Annotated in this window: 12 protein-coding genes; all 12 read left to right on the top strand. The window is 47.8% G+C overall.

Annotated elements, in window-relative coordinates:
- Positions 1–6: 6 nt before the first annotated feature.
- The 12 genes from rseP to rpsO all read left to right on the top strand — a co-directional run bounded on the left by rseP (position 7) and on the right by rpsO (position 14,560).
- Positions 7–1,248 carry an RIP metalloprotease RseP gene (gene rseP, locus K6T22_RS10540; RefSeq protein ID WP_214727217.1) on the top strand — a complete coding sequence of 414 codons (1,242 nt, stop codon included), beginning with the start codon at positions 7–9 and terminating at the stop codon, positions 1,246–1,248.
- Between the two features lie 34 nt (positions 1,249–1,282).
- Positions 1,283–2,983 carry a proline--tRNA ligase gene (locus tag K6T22_RS10535; protein WP_238237022.1) on the top strand — a complete coding sequence of 567 codons (1,701 nt, stop codon included), beginning with the start codon at positions 1,283–1,285 and terminating at the stop codon, positions 2,981–2,983.
- A gap of 147 nt (positions 2,984–3,130) precedes the next feature.
- Positions 3,131–7,402, top strand: a complete 4,272-nt coding sequence (locus tag K6T22_RS10530; RefSeq protein WP_238240101.1) for a PolC-type DNA polymerase III — start codon at positions 3,131–3,133, stop codon at positions 7,400–7,402.
- A gap of 129 nt (positions 7,403–7,531) precedes the next feature.
- Entirely contained in the window at positions 7,532–7,999 is a 468-nt protein-coding gene (gene rimP / locus K6T22_RS10525; protein WP_238237021.1) for a ribosome maturation factor RimP, read from the top strand.
- Between the two features lie 17 nt (positions 8,000–8,016).
- Positions 8,017–9,126, top strand: a complete 1,110-nt coding sequence (nusA, locus tag K6T22_RS10520; RefSeq protein WP_053453765.1) for a transcription termination factor NusA — start codon at positions 8,017–8,019, stop codon at positions 9,124–9,126.
- A gap of 3 nt (positions 9,127–9,129) precedes the next feature.
- The gene (gene rnpM, locus K6T22_RS10515) at positions 9,130–9,399 is read left to right on the top strand and encodes an RNase P modulator RnpM (protein ID WP_082318558.1); all 270 of its coding nucleotides are present in this window, start codon (positions 9,130–9,132) and stop codon (positions 9,397–9,399) included.
- A complete protein-coding gene (locus tag K6T22_RS10510; RefSeq protein WP_023468681.1) occupies positions 9,392–9,694 on the top strand; it encodes a YlxQ family RNA-binding protein in 303 nt (100 codons plus the stop codon). Before rnpM ends, K6T22_RS10510 begins: the two co-directional genes overlap by 8 nt.
- 15 nt (positions 9,695–9,709) lie before the next feature.
- A complete protein-coding gene (gene infB, locus K6T22_RS10505) occupies positions 9,710–11,881 on the top strand; it encodes a translation initiation factor IF-2 (RefSeq protein WP_238237020.1) in 2,172 nt (723 codons plus the stop codon).
- Positions 11,882–11,920: 39 nt separating this feature from the next.
- The gene (gene rbfA, locus K6T22_RS10500) at positions 11,921–12,262 is read left to right on the top strand and encodes a 30S ribosome-binding factor RbfA (RefSeq protein ID WP_053453763.1); all 342 of its coding nucleotides are present in this window, start codon (positions 11,921–11,923) and stop codon (positions 12,260–12,262) included.
- A gap of 50 nt (positions 12,263–12,312) precedes the next feature.
- Positions 12,313–13,221 carry a tRNA pseudouridine(55) synthase TruB gene (gene truB, locus K6T22_RS10495; protein ID WP_283205681.1) on the top strand — a complete coding sequence of 303 codons (909 nt, stop codon included), beginning with the start codon at positions 12,313–12,315 and terminating at the stop codon, positions 13,219–13,221.
- A 16-nt stretch (positions 13,222–13,237) separates the two neighbouring features.
- Complete coding sequence (locus tag K6T22_RS10490; RefSeq protein ID WP_238237018.1) at positions 13,238–14,167, top strand: bifunctional riboflavin kinase/FAD synthetase; 930 nt, start codon at positions 13,238–13,240, stop codon at positions 14,165–14,167.
- Positions 14,168–14,290: 123 nt separating this feature from the next.
- Positions 14,291–14,560 carry a 30S ribosomal protein S15 gene (rpsO, locus tag K6T22_RS10485; protein WP_023468676.1) on the top strand — a complete coding sequence of 90 codons (270 nt, stop codon included), beginning with the start codon at positions 14,291–14,293 and terminating at the stop codon, positions 14,558–14,560.
- The last annotated feature ends 28 nt before the right edge of the window (positions 14,561–14,588 follow it).

Here is a 14,588-nt window from a genome sequence, read left to right as displayed (position 1 = left end):
TAAGTAATGACGACCTTTATTTCAATCGTACTGATGTTCGGTGTACTCGTCGCCGTCCATGAATGGGGTCATCTCGTAATGGCGAAGCGGGCAGGTATTCTCTGTCGGGAATTCGCGATTGGATTTGGACCGAAGATTTTTTCAGTGTTTAAGAATGAGACGTTGTATACCGTACGTCTATTGCCAATTGGTGGTTACGTCAAAATGGCGGGGGAAGAACCTGAACTCGTTGAAATCAAGTCAGGTCAAACTGTCGGATTACAGTTAAAAGATGGTGTCATCGAGACGATTTATTTCGATGCGGATCAGCCACAAGTCGACCAAGTCGTCACTGTCGAACGAATTGACCTACTGCGTCAGCTCGAACTCGTTGGGTTACAGGACGAGACATCGGTTCGCTATCCTGTCTCACCAACAGCATTTCTCGTTGAAGGTCAGACGCGGACACAAATCGCACCGTACGATCGTACATTTGGATCGAAATCCGTATGGAAACGCGTCCTTGCTATCGCTGCAGGACCATTCATGAACTTCGTTCTCGCGTTCGTCATTCTATTCGGTCTGGCACTATATAACGGTTCTCCGACAGGGGAAAGCGTGATTGGAACAGTACAAAAAGGTTCACCTGCTGATCAAGCAGGACTTGTTGAAGGTGACCGGATTGTCTCGGTCAACGGACAGGATACAGCAAAATGGACGGATTTACGTGCTGGATTCCAAGACCGTGCTGGGAAAGCGACAGAAGTAAAATATGAGCGTGATGGGAAAGAAACGACAACTGAAATCACGCCTAAAGTGCAACAACAAGGAGAACAAAAAGTCGGCATCATCGGTGTCACGAATGAGACAGAAAAATCATTCGGAACGGCGCTCCAAACCGGTGTCTCTGAAACATGGCGGATGTCGACACTTATCGTTGGTGCCGTCGGAGATCTCGTGACTGGTGTCGTTGGTGTCGATCAGTTATCAGGGCCAGTCGGAATCGTCAAAATGACTGATCAGGTCGCAGATAGTGGGTTCTCGATGCTATTGACATGGACGGCACTGTTGTCCGTCAACTTAGCGGTCTTTAACTTGTTACCACTCCCAGCTCTTGACGGAGGACGATTGCTGTTCCTCTTCCTTGAAGCTTTACGCGGAAAACCGGTCGATCCTCAAAAAGAAGGATTGGTTCACTTCGTCGGTTTTGCGCTCTTAATGTTACTCATGCTCGTCGTCACTTGGAACGACATTCAAAAGTTCTTTTAATTAATCACTCAGTCAAAGGAGTTCGTGACTCATTATGAAACAATCGAAACTATTCATGCCAACGTTGCGTGAAGTACCATCTGATGCAGAAGCCATCAGTCACCAACTCTTGCTTCGTGCAGGATTCATGCGTCAAAATGCCGCTGGGATCTATTCGTATTTACCACTCGCGAAACGAGTTCTCGCAAACATCGAGACGATCATCCGCGAAGAATTAGAAGCAGCGGGTGCACAAGAACTACTCATGCCAGCGATTCAGCCAGCTGAACTTTGGGAAGAGACAGGGCGCTGGGATATCTATGGACCTGAATTAATGCGTCTAACGGATCGTCACGATCGTCGTTTTGCACTCGGTGCGACACACGAGGAACTGATCACATCAATCGTCCGTGATGAGTTGAACTCGTATAAGAAGTTGCCGGTCAACCTTTTCCAGATTCAAATGAAGTACCGTGACGAGCGTCGCCCACGTTTTGGTTTATTACGTGGTCGTGAGTTCATCATGAAGGATGCCTATTCCTTCCACTCGTCACAGGAAAGCTTAGACGAAGAATATCAAAATATGTTTGATACGTATTCGCGAATCTTCACACGTGTCGGTCTTGAATTCCGTCCGGTCGTCGCTGACTCCGGTGCAATCGGTGGTAGCGGAACGCATGAGTTCCACGCTTTAGCGGCAATCGGCGAAGATACGATCGTCTATTCGGATCAGTCGGATTACGCAGCAAACCTAGAAATGGCAGAATCAGTCGATGCCTATACGAAGCAAGACAAAGCACCAGAAGCGCTGGAAGAAGTGCATACGGCAGATGCGAAGACGATTGAAGCAGTCAGTGCACACTTGAACTTACCAGCAAACGAATCGATCAAGACCGTCATCTTTAAAACGGAACAAGGACTTGTCATGGCGCTTGTTCGTGGCGATCATGAAGTCAATGACATCAAGTTGAAGAACTACCTCGGTGCACTTGATATCACGATGGCGAGTGATGAAGAGATTGAAGCAGCGCTTCACTCGACGCCTGGAACACTCGGACCAATCGGGGCAGACATGAAAATCGTCGCTGATTACGCAATCCGTGCCTTGACGAATGCGGTCTGTGGTGCGAACAAAGCGGAAACACATTATATCCATGTCGATCCAAGCCGTGATTTCGAAGCAGACTATACAGACTTGCGCTTCGTCGAAGAAGGTGACGTCTCGCCAGACGGTAACGGGAATGTCAAATTCGCACGTGGCATCGAAGTCGGTCAAGTCTTCAAACTCGGAACACGTTACTCAGAAGGAATGGGAGCAACGTTCCTCGATGAGGGCGGTAAAGCGCAACCCCTCATCATGGGTTGTTACGGCATTGGTGTCTCGCGGACATTGTCGGCAGTCGTCGAACAACATTATGATGAGCGTGGAATCATTTGGCCAAAAGCGATCGCGCCATACGATGTTCATTTAATCGTCGTCAACGGTAAAAATGCAGAACAACTCGAGCTCGGAGAAACATTGTACCGTGAGTTGACAGCTGCAGGATTCAGCGTCCTCCTTGACGATCGGAAAGAACGGGCAGGCGTCAAGTTCGCCGATGCGGATTTGATTGGTCTACCGGTCCGTTTGAACGTCGGGAAAAAAGCGGCAGAAGGAATCGTTGAATTAAAAGCACGTCGTGGTGGCGATGCAGAAGAAATTGGACAAGAACAAGTCGTTGAGGCTGTTCGTTCACTCTATGAAGGTTTAGAATAAAGAATGGAGACGGTCACTTTTCATAAAGTGACTGTTTTCTTGTCTCACACCCATTCGCCCCTTGGGCAATCCGCAAGAGGAGGAGGAGTTGCTGTCACGGTGTGAAGCGATCAGACAGCACAATTGCGAGTGGATACACAACAACGCATGTCACTGTTACTCAGTGACTTGGAATTACCAAACGGTATCATCGAAGAATACTTTCACGAAGCAGTTCTCGAGAAGCTTCGCGTCAATAAAGCAAAGGCAACCTGGACATTTGAAATCCGCTTGCCACACGTTTTGCCGCAAAACGTCTATCAACTCTTCACGAGTCGTTTAGTCAGTCGGTATCAACAATTTGCCGAAGTCAAAATTATCCTATACGCAGACAGTCGTCCAGATGAGCGGATGTATCATGATTACTGGCCATATGTCGTACAAGATCTCGCAGATGTCTCATCAGCGATGCGCACACAACTGGGACGTGTCTTACCAGAGTTCAAAGAACAGAAATTATTCATTCCAGTCCGGAGCGAACCGGAAGCAGGTTTCTTGAAAAGTAGCCTATGTGGTGAATTACAGTTACTTTACAGTGCTTACGGATTCCCGAAATTCAACTGTGAACCGATTGTTCAGATTAACGAATCAAAACAAGAAGCGTTGCGCAATCAGGTGAAGCAGGAAGACATGGAAGAAGCAAAACGGATGCTCGAGTTGCAATTCAAACGGGAACAGACGCGGGATGATGATGAAGGTCCTGTCGACATTCGGATCGGGAAACCGATTCAAGATGAGATTGTTCCAATCAAGACGATTCAGGACGAAGAGCGTCGGATTGCGATCCGTGGTCTCGTTTTCTCTGCGGAAAGTCGTGAACTACGAAGCGGGAAGACGATCTTTACGTTTAAGATGACGGACTATACGGACTCACTCGTCGTCAAGATGTTTGCGCGTGACGAAACAGACGTCAAAATCCTCTCGGCCATCAAAAAAGGCATGTGGATTCAAGCGGCAGGTCGCGTTGAGTTCGATACGTTCCTGCGCGATCTTTGTATGATGATTTCCCAACTATCAGAAGTGAAAATGGAAGCACCTGCTGATCCTTGGGCAGGTGAGAAGCGTGTCGAATTGCATGCGCACTCACAAATGAGCCAGATGGACGCCGTCATGAATGTGACGAAATACGTCGAACGCGCAGCAAAGTGGGGACACCCTGCTGTTGCGATCACCGATCATGCTGGTGCCCAAAGTTTTCCGGATGCTTACTATGCCGGAAAGAAAAACGATATCAAGGTACTATACGGCATCGAAGCAAACGTCGTCGATGATGGGGTACAAGTCGCCTATCATCCGGTGGAACGAAATTTAGACGACGCAACATTTGTCGTCTTTGACGTTGAGACGACTGGTTTATCGGCGATGTACAACAAGATCATCGAACTCGCAGCCGTCAAGATCCACGATGGCGATATCATCGATAAATTCGAAGCATTTGCAGATCCGAAGCATCTCCTGTCGGCGACGACGATTGATTTGACAGGGATCACTGATGATATGGTTCGAGGAAAACCAGACCCCGAACAAGTCGTCAAGGAATTCATGGACTGGGCAGGCGACTCGATTCTTGTTGCCCACAATGCCTCATTTGATATCGGATTCTTGAATGCGACGCTACGGTCCGGTGGTCACGAGGAGTCACTTTTACCTGTTATCGATACATTAGAACTAGCACGTGTGTTGATGCCGACATTAAAAAATCACCGCTTGAATACGCTCGCGAAACGATTTGACATTGAATTGACGCAGCATCACCGCGCCATCTATGACGCGGAGGCGACAGGATATTTAATGGTCAAGTTGCTTCAAATGGCGGATGAGATGTTCGACATGAAGACACATGCCTCACTCAACCGGGAGATGGGAAAAGACATCTCGCGGGCACGACCATATCACGCGACGGTTTATGCGAAAAACCGGACCGGCTTGAAGAATTTATACCAATTGATTTCGCTTGCTCATACGAAACACGTCCATCGTGTCGTGCGAACACCACGTTCGCAGCTCGTCGCACATCGCGATGGCTTGATCATCGGATCAGCTTGCGATAATGGCGAAGTGTTTGATGCCGCCTTGAACAAGTCGGACGAAGATCTTGCAAAAGTGATGCAGTTCTATGATTTCATCGAGATTCAGCCACCGGCGATGTACGGTCATTTGATCGAACGGGAAATCGTTCAGAATGAACTCGAACTGCGCGAACTGATCAAAAAAATCATTCGTGTCGCGGAAGAACATGACATCTTACCAGTCGCGACAGGTAATGTGCATTATCTCGATCAACATGACGCGACGTACCGGGAGATTTTGATTCGGACGCAAGGTGGAGCGAACATGTTGAACATGCGGAAACAATTGCCGCCGGCACATTTCCGGACAACGAAGGAAATGATGGATGACTTCAAGTTCCTCGGACCAGATGTCTCAGAACGTCTCGTCATCACGAATAGTCAAGCCGTTGCGGAACAGTTCGAGAACATCGATATCATTCCAAAAGATCTCTATACACCGAAGATTGAAGGGGCAGATGAAGAAGTCCGGAACTTGTCGTACGATATGGCACACCGGATTTACGGTGACACGTTACCCGAGATCGTCGAAGCTCGACTCGAAAAAGAGTTGAAGTCGATCATCGGTCACGGATTCGCCGTCATCTATCTGATTTCACACAAGCTCGTTAAAAAGTCACTCGACGATGGTTATTTGGTTGGTTCACGGGGATCTGTCGGATCAAGTCTTGTTGCGACGATGACGGAGATCACGGAAGTCAATCCATTACCTCCGCATTACGTTTGTCCGAATTGTAAGGAATCAGAATTCTTCGATGACGGTTCTGTCGGTTCGGGATTCGATTTACCGGATAAATCCTGTTCAAAATGTGATATCCCGTTGTTTAAAGACGGTCATGATATTCCGTTTGAGACGTTCCTTGGCTTTAAAGGAGATAAAGTACCGGATATCGACTTAAACTTTAGTGGAGAATACCAGCCACAAGCGCACGCTTATACGAAAGTCCTGTTCGGTGACGATTACGTCTATCGTGCAGGAACGATCGGAACGATTGCCGAGAAAACAGCATATGGCTATGTCAAAGGGTATCAGTCAGAGAATGAGTTGACGTACCGGAATGCTGAAGTCGATCGTCTCGTTAGCGGTGTCACCGGTGTCAAACGGACAACCGGACAACACCCAGGCGGAATCATCGTCGTACCGGACTACATGGATATCTATGATATCAGTCCGATTCAGTATCCGGCGGATGATATGGGTTCTGAGTGGAAGACGACACACTTTGATTTCCACTCGATTCACGATAACTTACTCAAACTTGATATCCTCGGTCACGATGACCCGACGATGATTCGAATGCTACAGGATTTATCAGGACGTGACCCAAAGACGATTCCCGTTGATGACCCAGAAGTCATGAAAATCTTCAGTTCGACGGAATCGATCGGTGTGACACCAGAGCAGATCGATTCAAAAACAGGAACGCTCGGCATTCCGGAGTTTGGAACAAAGTTCGTTCGCCAAATGTTAGAGGAGACGAAACCGACGACGTTCTCGGAGCTCGTTCAGATTTCTGGACTCTCACACGGAACGGATGTCTGGCTCGGAAATGCCAGTGAACTGATCTACAACGGAACATGTGAGCTAAAAGACGTCATCGGTTGTCGAGATGACATCATGGTCTACTTGATTTATGCCGGTCTTGAACCATCACTCGCCTTTAAGATCATGGAGTCGGTCCGTAAAGGAAAAGGACTCTCGATTGATATGGAAGAGGCGATGATCGAGAACGACGTACCTCTCTGGTATATCGATTCTTGTAAGAAAATCAAGTACATGTTCCCAAAAGCCCATGCTGCGGCTTACGTCTTGATGGCGGTTCGGATTGCTTACTATAAAGTTCATCATCCGATGTATTACTATGCTTCGTACTTTACGGTTCGTGCGGGTGACTTTGATATCGGAGCGATGAATAAAGGCTCTGCTGCCGTTCGCAAAGTCTTACAAGATATCAAAGATAAAGGATTTGAAGCGACGGCGAAGGATAAAGGATTGTATACAGTCCTTGAAATCGCTCTCGAGATGATTGAACGTGGCTTTACGTTCCAAAAAGTCGATCTCTATCGCTCGAGCGCATCAGAATTCTTGATTGATGGAGATACGTTGTTACCGCCGTTTGATGCCGTGACAGGTCTCGGGACAAACGCTGCGAAGCAAATCGTCGAAGCACGTAAAGGTGGCGAATTCCTCTCGAAGGAAGACCTTCAAAAACGAGCGAAGTTGTCGAAAACCATCATCGAGACACTCGACAACCTAGGTTGTCTCGAAGGGTTACCAGACGAGAATCAGCTATCGTTGTTCGACTTGTAAGCCCTTAGGAACACTTGCTTTGAGCGCTTTCCTATGCTATATTGAGTGAGGAAATGTTTTTTATACTACGACTTGGAAGGAGTAGGGGGACCTGCTCCTTTCTTGTTTGTTTTTTGAAGGAGGATGAAGATGACGAACGTAACGGAAAAGGTCGAAGCGCTCGCAAAACCAATCGTCGAACGAGAGGGGATGGAGCTAGTCGACGTTGAATTCGTCAAAGAAGGGGCGGATTGGTTCCTACGTGTCTCCATCGACAAAGAGGGTGGCGTAGATCTTGAAGACTGCGTCAAAATCAATGAACAGTTATCGGAAGCATTGAATGACAATGATCCGATCGACGAGCCGTATTACCTCGACGTCGCTAGTCCAGGAGCGGAACGTCCACTGAAGAAAGACGAGGACTTTGAAAAGGCGATTGGGAAACATGTGTATATTAAGACGCACGATCCGGTAAAGAATGCAGTTGAATTCGAAGGAACGTTGCTCGCGTATACACCTGAGATGCTTGAAATCGAAGTGCGTGTCAAAACAAGAAAATTGAAAATTGAGATACCGGTCGACAAGATTGCACTTGCGCGACTTGCGGTAATGTTCTGACGGAAAGGAAGAGAACGATGGGACCACAGTTACTCGAGGCGATCAATCAAATCGCGAAAGAGAAAGAAATTGACAAGAACATCATCATCGATGCGCTCGAACAGGCATTGATTTCAGCGTACCGACGTAACTTCGGAAAAGAGTCGGAGGCTGTAAAAGTCGAATTCGACCAACAAACGGGAGATATTCGTGTCTTCGCGCTCAAGGAAGTCGTCGAACGATTGACGCAACCAGAAGAGCAACTCTCGCTCGAAGAAGCACATGAAATCGATCCGACGTATGAACTCGGCGATTTCCATAAAGTCGAAGTGACGCCTGGTGACTTCGGTCGTGTTGCAGCACAAACGGCAAAACAGATCGTCACACAAAAAATGCGTGAAGCAGAACGCGAACGCATCTACAATCACTTCGCGGATCGTGAAGATGAGATCATGACGGGTATCGTCGAACGTCAAGATGCACGGAACTTGTACGTGAACTTAGAAGGTATCGAAGCCGTCTTGACGACACACGAGCAAATGCCGAACGAACGTTTCGGGATTCGTGATCGCATTAAAGTGTACGTCACGAAAGTTGATCCAATGGTCAAAGGATCTGGTGCCTCGATTCTCGTATCACGGACACACCCAGGTCTCTTAAAACGTCTCTTTGAAATCGAAGTACCGGAAATTTCAAGTGGCGAAGTCGAAGTCAAATCTGTTGCACGTGAGGCGGGCGACCGCTCGAAAATCGCAGTCGCAGCGGATGACATCGATCCAGTTGGTGCATGTGTCGGACAAAAAGGGGCACGTGTTCAGCGTATCGTCAATGATCTGAACGGAGAAAAAATCGATATCGTTCGTTACTCGGATGATCCAAAAGAATATGTCGCGAATGCACTCAGCCCTGCTCAAGTCGTTGCTGTTTATGTCAACGAACCAGCGAAGGCAACAATTGTCGTCGTTCCAGATTTCCAACTGTCACTTGCGATCGGGAAACGTGGTCAAAACGCGCGTCTTGCAGCAAAATTGACTGGATGGAAGATCGACATCAAGAGTGAGTCTGAAGCAGAATCGATGGATCTCGAAGATGTCTTCGCAACGGAAGAGCCGACAGTAGAAGCGGTCCAAGTCGAAGGCGAGGAATAATTCGTGCAAAAAAAGGTACCATTACGAAAGTGTGTCATCACACAAGAAATGAAACCGAAAAAAGAATTAATTCGTGTCGTCCGGACACCTGAACAAGAGGTCGTCATCGATTTAAATGGTAAGATGAATGGGCGGGGTGCCTATTTATCAAAAGATGCGGCAGTCATTGCGACGGCGAAGAAAAAACGGACGCTCGACCATCATTTGAAGGTCAAGACGACAGATGCCTTATACGATGAATTGCTAGAACTCGCGGGAGGTACGCATGAGTAAATGGGAATCCCTTCTCGGTCTCGCGAATCGAGCTAGGAAAGTGACGACTGGAGAAGAACTCGTACTGAAAGAAGTACGAGGAGGGCAAGCGAAGCTTGTTCTCTTAGCAGCAGATGCGGGGGCTGCCACGCGTAAGAAAGTCACAGATAAATGTACGAGTTATCAAGTTCCTTACCTAGAAGTCGCCGACCGGACGATTCTCGGTCAAGCATTAGGAAAGGATGCGCGTGTTGTCGTGTCAGTCAATGAAGCCGGATTTGCGAAAAAGCTAACTGAACTCCTCTCGAACGACTAATTGGAGGTGGATCCTTTGGGTAAACGTGTATACGAATTCGCCAAGGAACAAAACGTAACAAGTAAGCAGGTCATCACCCAGCTTGAAAAGCTGGAGAAACCAGTCAAGAATCATATGGCAGTATTAGATGAACAGACAGTACAGCAACTCGATCAAGTATTTAATCCCGAGAAATATCGGGCTCAAAAGACGGAGGCTCCAAAACAAGTGAAATCAGATAATAAACCGAACCGACCAGGAAGTACAAACAAACCAGCAGGTAACCAATCACGTAACAGCAAAGGCGGACGCCCAGAATTCGGCAACCGTAACAACCGTGGCGGCAAACGTCGTCCGAACCAAAAGAAAGCAGAACCACGTAAACTCGAAGTAGCAGATCCGAACTCGAAGTCGAGTCAACGGAAAGCAGCTCGCCGGGCGCAAGAAGAGGCGATGGCAAACGTTGTTCAATACTCTGACAACTTGACAGTCGGTGAACTCGCTGAAAAAATGGCGAAAAAACCGAATGAACTGATCATGAAATTGATGGGACTCGGTGTCATGGCGACGATTAACCAAGATCTTGATGACGAGACAGTCGAACTGCTCGCAACAGAGTTTGGTTTTGAAGTTGAAAAGACAGTCCAAGTCGATGAGACGGACTTTGATCAATACGAATTAAACCTTGATCAGTACGAATTGTCTGAGCGTCCACCGGTCGTTACGATCATGGGACACGTCGACCACGGTAAAACGACATTGCTCGACTCGATCCGTAACACGAAGGTCACTGCAGGCGAAGCCGGCGGGATCACACAGCACATCGGTGCGTACCAAGTTGAGATCGACGGTAAGAAAATCACGTTCCTTGATACACCAGGTCACGCGGCGTTCACAACGATGCGTGCACGTGGAGCAGATGTCACGGATATCGCGATTATCGTCGTTGCAGCGGATGACGGTGTCATGCCACAAACGGAAGAAGCAATCAGCCACGCGAAAGCAGCTGGTGTTCCAATCATCGTTGCTGTCAACAAGATGGACAAAGAGGGTGCTAACCCAGACCGTGTCAAACAAGAATTGACAGAGTTCGAACTCGTTGCAGAAGACTGGGGTGGCGATACGATCTTCGTACCGGTTTCAGCACTTAAAGGTGACGGAATCGATGAATTGCTCGAAATGATTCTTCTCGTTTCAGAAGTTCAAGAATATAAATCAACACCAGACATGCATGGTCGCGGAACAGTCATCGAGGCGAAACTCGATAAAGGACGTGGACCAGTTGCAACACTTCTCGTTCAACACGGTACACTCCGTGTCGGTGATCCAATCGTCGTCGGTCATACATTCGGTCGTATCCGGGCAATGGTCAATGATATCGGTCGTCGTGTCAAAGAAGTTGGACCATCGACGCCAATCGAAATCACAGGTTTGAACGACGTACCGAAAGCGGGCGATCAATTCTTCGCATTCGAAGATGAGAAAAAAGCCCGTCAAATCGGTGAAGCGCGTTACCAACGCGAAATCGAAGCACAACGTCGTGATTCGGCGAAAGTCAGCTTAGAAGATCTCTTCGACCGCATCAAAGAAGGCGAAGTCAAAGACCTCAACATCATCATCAAAGGTGACGTACAAGGTTCAGTTGAAGCTTTAGCCGGTTCATTGAAGAAAATTGATGTCGAAGGTGTTAAAATTAACATCGTACACTCAGGTGTCGGTGCCATCACGGAAGGTGACGTCATCCTTGCTTCGGCAGCGAATGCGATCATCATCGGATTCAACGTCCGTCCAGATGGTAACGCGAAATCGATGGCAGATCAGGAGAAAGTCGAAATTCGTCTTCACCGGATCATCTATAATGCGATCGAAGAAATCGAGCAAGCGATGAAAGGTCTTCTTGATCCTGAATTCGTTGAGAAAATCATCGGTCAAGCTGAAGTCCGCGATGTCATCAAAGTATCGAAAGTCGGTACGATCGCAGGTGGATATGTCACAGAAGGTAAGTTAACACGTGATGCAGGCGTCCGTGTCGTACGTGACAGTATCGTCATCTACGAAGGAAAACTCGATACGCTTCGCCGTTTCAAAGATGATGTCAAAGAAGTCGCTACTGGCTATGAGTGTGGAATTAAGATTGAAAAATATGATGATATCAAAGTCGATGATGTCATCGAAGCGTTCATCATGGAAGAAGTTAAACGGAAGTAACAGAACGGAATCCATTCTTCCGAACTGGAGGGAATAACTATGAGTTTACGCTCGAATCGTGTCGCCGAACAGATGCGTAAGGAAATTACGCAACTGCTCATCAAAGATGTCAAGGATCCTCGCGTCAAGACGATTACCGTCACAGGTGTCGAAGTGACAGGAGACTTACAACAAGCGACGATCTTCTACTCGGTCCTCGGTGACGATAAAGCACGTGAGGATGCGCGCATCGGTCTCGAAAGATCAAAAGGCTTCATGCGCAAGGAAATCGGATCGCGGATTCGTCTACGGAAAACACCTGAACTATTGTTCGAGGTCGATTCTTCTGTCGAATACGGATCACGCATTGATGAGTTGCTTCGGAATTTGAACAAAGATTAACACCTAAGGCAGCCACGTGTGTGGTTGCCTTTTTTCAAGGAGGAAATAACGTGGAACCTATCGGAGTATTACCGTTAGATAAACCAGCGGGTATGACGAGTCACGATTGTGTCTTTCGTCTACGTCGCTTGTTTCAGACGAAAAAAGTTGGACATACAGGGACACTCGACCCGGAAGTAACGGGAGTCTTACCGATTTGTCTTGGTCGAGCGACGAAGCTTGCCCGCTTCATCACGGATGAAGGAAAGCGCTACGCAGCAGAAGTGACGATCGGCTTTGCGACGACAACGGAAGATGCGCACGGAGAAACAGTTCGCGAAACAGCGGTTGAACCGGGAAGTATTACCGAGGAAGCAATTGCGGACATCTTGACTCAATTGACAGGAGAGATCGAGCAGACACCACCATATTATTCAGCTGTTAAAGTGAATGGGAAAAAATTATATGAATATGCCCGAAAAGGAATTGAAGTTGAGCGTCCGACGCGCATCGTCCGCATCGATCGACTAGAACGAACATCAGATATTGTATTTGAAGACGGTCTCTGTCGCTTCCGTCTTGATATCGCTTGTGGAAAAGGGACGTATATTCGGACATTAGCGGTCGAGATCGGAGAACGACTTGGTTACGCGGCACACATGAGTGAACTACGCCGGACAGGCTCTGGCGCCATCGCTGAGACGGATACCGTGACACTTGAGACGCTTGAATCGTATGAGACGGTTGAAGAACGGATGCAACACGTTCTACCGATTGAACACGTCATTCAAAAATGGCCACGCTTGACAGTCGATGCGTCGACAGCACAGCGTGTCTTAAATGGAGCGAAGCTGACGAGCATTCCAGTCGAATTCGAGCTGTTTACTGTCTATAATGAAGAAGACGTACCTTTAGCGCTATATCGACGTCTTCCAGAAGAACAGGTAGCACGCGTCGAGGTCATGCTACAAATCGATTAAGATCGGAGAGAGCATCATGGACATCATACATTTGACATATCCGGAACAGCCTCAAAAAGCCCCTGCTGTCATCGCACTCGGCTTTTTCGACGGCGTACATCTCGGGCATCAGCAAGTCATCGCAGCAGCTCGGAAAGAGGCGGAGGCTCGTCGCCTTCCTTTAGCTGTCATGACGTTTGATCCGCATCCGAAACAAGTACTTGGTAAAGGCGACGAACCGGTCCGTTACATCACGCCGCTTGAACGTAAATTAGAGAAAATCGAACAGCTCGGTGCCGATCGAGTTTACGTGATCGAGTTTACGATTCCCTTCTCGGAATTGTCACCGCAAGCTTTCGTTGACGAATATCTGATTGCGTCCGGTGCAGAACACGTTGTCGCTGGATTTGATTATTCCTATGGTCGTTTCGGAGCAGGCAAAATGACGACACTTGATTTCCACAGTCGGGGTACGTTTACACACACCGTCGTAGCAGAATTTCAAGAAGAAGCGGAAAAAATCAGTTCGACCCGGATTCGTCGTTTACTTGCTGCGGGTGAAGTCGAACAGGCTGCGCATTTACTCGGTGAACCCTATCAAATCAAAGGAACAATCATTCACGGTGACGCACGTGGGCGGCAAATCGGCTTTCCGACAGCCAACATGCGCCCTGAATTTTCTTACGTCATTCCGAAACTCGGTGTGTATGCGACATTCGTTCGCTTAGCAGACGGTCGTCGGTTCAAGGCGATGACGAATGTCGGGAGACGGCCGACATTCTATGAGACGGGAGACGTCAGTATCGAGACACATCTCCTTGATTTTGACGAAGACCTCTATGGTCAAGAGCTGACACTTGAATGGATTGCTTATCTACGTGATGAAAAAGCATTTAACGGTATCGATCAATTGAAAGAACAATTAGCGCGTGATCGCGAAGAGGCAAATGCACGATTAAGCGTTTGACAGTACGGACAGGGTTCGTTATGATAGGTCAGTACGATCACGTACAGCCGATTCACTTGGCATCTGGTCTCACCATCCGATGCTCGGGAATACGGTCATTCATAAGATGGAGGTGGAGTGACAATGGCACTCACAAAAGAACGTAAAAACGAAATTATCGAAGCATATGCTACGAAACAAGGCGATACTGGTTCGCCGGAAGTACAAGTTGCTGTTTTGACTGAACAAATCACAACTTTGAACGATCACTTACGTACACACAAAAAGGATCACCACTCACGTCGTGGTCTCTTGAAAATGGTCGGTCGTCGCCGTAACTTGCTCACATACCTTCGTAACAAGGATGTTGCACGTTACCGTTCGTTGATCGAGCGTCTTGGTCTCCGTCGCTAATCCCGACGAGAACGAGGTAGGGAAGCAG

Source organism: Exiguobacterium acetylicum (genome assembly GCF_022170825.1).
GTDB classification, from domain to species: domain Bacteria; phylum Bacillota; class Bacilli; order Exiguobacteriales; family Exiguobacteriaceae; genus Exiguobacterium_A; species Exiguobacterium_A acetylicum_B.
This window is presented reverse-complemented; position numbering and strand designations above follow the sequence as displayed.

Coding starts and splice junctions, on each gene's coding strand:
- rimP (WP_238237021.1), top strand. CDS start 7,532: ATGACGAACGTAACGGAAAAGGTCGAAGCGCTCGCAAAACCAATCGTC.
- K6T22_RS10530 (WP_238240101.1), top strand. CDS start 3,131: ATGTCACTGTTACTCAGTGACTTGGAATTACCAAACGGTATCATCGAA.
- K6T22_RS10510 (WP_023468681.1), top strand. CDS start 9,392: ATGAGTAAATGGGAATCCCTTCTCGGTCTCGCGAATCGAGCTAGGAAA.
- nusA (WP_053453765.1), top strand. CDS start 8,017: ATGGGACCACAGTTACTCGAGGCGATCAATCAAATCGCGAAAGAGAAA.
- K6T22_RS10490 (WP_238237018.1), top strand. CDS start 13,238: ATGGACATCATACATTTGACATATCCGGAACAGCCTCAAAAAGCCCCT.
- K6T22_RS10535 (WP_238237022.1), top strand. CDS start 1,283: ATGAAACAATCGAAACTATTCATGCCAACGTTGCGTGAAGTACCATCT.
- rbfA (WP_053453763.1), top strand. CDS start 11,921: ATGAGTTTACGCTCGAATCGTGTCGCCGAACAGATGCGTAAGGAAATT.
- rpsO (WP_023468676.1), top strand. CDS start 14,291: ATGGCACTCACAAAAGAACGTAAAAACGAAATTATCGAAGCATATGCT.
- rseP (WP_214727217.1), top strand. CDS start 7: ATGACGACCTTTATTTCAATCGTACTGATGTTCGGTGTACTCGTCGCC.